Source organism: Altererythrobacter sp. (assembly GCF_050299635.1).
GTDB lineage: Bacteria > Pseudomonadota > Alphaproteobacteria > Sphingomonadales > Sphingomonadaceae > Erythrobacter.
The window spans coordinates 6,343-7,094 of the sequence record NZ_JBNKWF010000013.1; the positions used below are offsets into that span (position 1 = coordinate 6,343).

Annotated in this window: 2 protein-coding genes; one reads left to right on the top strand and one right to left on the bottom strand. The window is 58.6% G+C overall.

Annotation, left to right across the window (positions count from 1 at the left end):
- Positions 1-393: hypothetical protein (locus tag ACQY6C_RS08520; protein ID WP_427967536.1), on the top strand; the 393-nt coding region annotated here is incomplete at its 5' end.
- Positions 394-412: 19 nt separating this feature from the next.
- Here ACQY6C_RS08520 and nusG read toward each other — a convergent pair.
- A partial coding sequence (gene nusG / locus ACQY6C_RS08525) for a transcription termination/antitermination protein NusG (RefSeq protein ID WP_427967539.1) occupies positions 413-752 on the bottom strand: 340 nt, incomplete at its 5' end.

The window sequence follows — 752 nt, forward strand, 5'->3', positions numbered from 1 at the left end:
AGCCGGTTTGCACGCGATTATGTACGCGACATCGGGCACTTCGAATTTGGCGCCGAGCACCGTCCGATCTGGTTTGAAGGCATGAGCGAAGTGGTGGCCCGATTGCAGCCGGACAGTCTCGATTACTGGATTGCCTACTGGATCGCGGCGGCACGCCACATCAAGCGCCTGGGCATTGGCAAAATCGTTGACATGACGCGTTTCACACACGGCAATGCCGTGACTCAGCTCTACGAAGCACTGGGCCTGGAGCAGTCGCAAGAGGCGCTAGCGCGCGCTCAAGATCTTGTAAGGCCGATCAAATCCTATGATGAGGAATATGTGGGTCCACTCGCCAGTGAAGCCATGGACCTGTACGAAGACCTCCGTCAGCCTTCTGCCTGCCTGATCTGAGGAGCCGAAACGGCCCGGCTTACTTGACCAGTTCGACCTGTTCGAAATCGAGTTCGACCGGGGTCGCGCGGCCGAAGATCGAGACCGAGACCTTGACCTTGGCCTTGTCGAAATCGAGCTCTTCCACCACGCCATTGAAGCTGGCGAAGGGCCCGTCGAGCACCTTGACCTGGTCGCCGATCTCGTAATCGACACTGACCTGCTGCTTGGGTGCGGCCTTGGCTTCCTCGACGCCGCCGAAATAGCGCGCGGCCTCTTTCTCGCTGATCGGCTGGGGCTTGTTGCCCGAACCCAGAAAGCCGGTGACCTTGGGCGTGTTCTTGACCAGGTGATAGACATCATCGGTCATCTTCAGCTTT